The sequence below is a fragment of the Salipiger sp. HF18 genome (assembly GCF_011806505.1).
Lineage (GTDB): Bacteria > Pseudomonadota > Alphaproteobacteria > Rhodobacterales > Rhodobacteraceae > Salipiger > Salipiger thiooxidans.
Map to the genome: position 1 here is coordinate 1 of NZ_JAATOS010000311.1, position 616 is coordinate 616.

Sequence of the window (616 nt, forward strand, 5' to 3'; positions counted from 1 at the left end):
AGAGCGACAGCCGCGCGTCCGAGACGCTGCCGAGGATGCCGGTCGCATGGCGCAGGAACTGGTGGCCTTTCTGGGTGATGTCGAGCCCGCGCGGGTGGCGCTCGAAGAGCTGCACGCCGAGATCGGCCTCGAGCTCGCGGATCGCCTCGGTCACCGCCGATTGCGAGATCGCCAGCGCCTGCGCGGCCCCCGAGACCGTGCCGCTTTCGGCGACGGCGAGGAAATACCGCAGCTGTCTGAGTGTGAATGCCATGCGCTCCGCCCCTGCCTGTGCGCGTCCCCAGGTGCGTGTCCGTAGGAGCGCCCCCGGGCGGCAGCAGACCGCCCGATGCCGGCAGATGCAAGCCCGCCGCGTCACGGCGGGCCAACCGGGGTCAGTTCTGGGCGATGCGCTTGGCGCCCGCCTCCATGGCGGCGCGCAGGCGTTTCTCGAGCGTTTTCTGCTTGGACGGAGTGTAGAACTTCAGCCCGAACATGTCCTTCACATAGAAGATATCGACCACCTGCTCGCCATAGGTCGCGATGACCGCGCTGGCGATGTAGACGTTGGTCTCCGCCAGCGTCCGGGTGAGGTCGTAGAGCAGCCCCGGCCGGTCGCGGGTGTCCACCTCGATGA

The 616-nt window shown here is 68.3% G+C and carries 2 protein-coding genes; both read right to left on the reverse strand.

The features are described 5' to 3' along the window. Window positions 1–253: LysR family transcriptional regulator (locus HC022_RS19265; protein ID WP_167453495.1), on the reverse strand; the 253-nt coding region annotated here is incomplete at its 3' end. Between the two features lie 121 nt (window positions 254–374). Further along, window positions 375–616: hypothetical protein (locus HC022_RS19270; RefSeq protein WP_167453496.1), on the reverse strand; the 242-nt coding region annotated here is incomplete at its 5' end.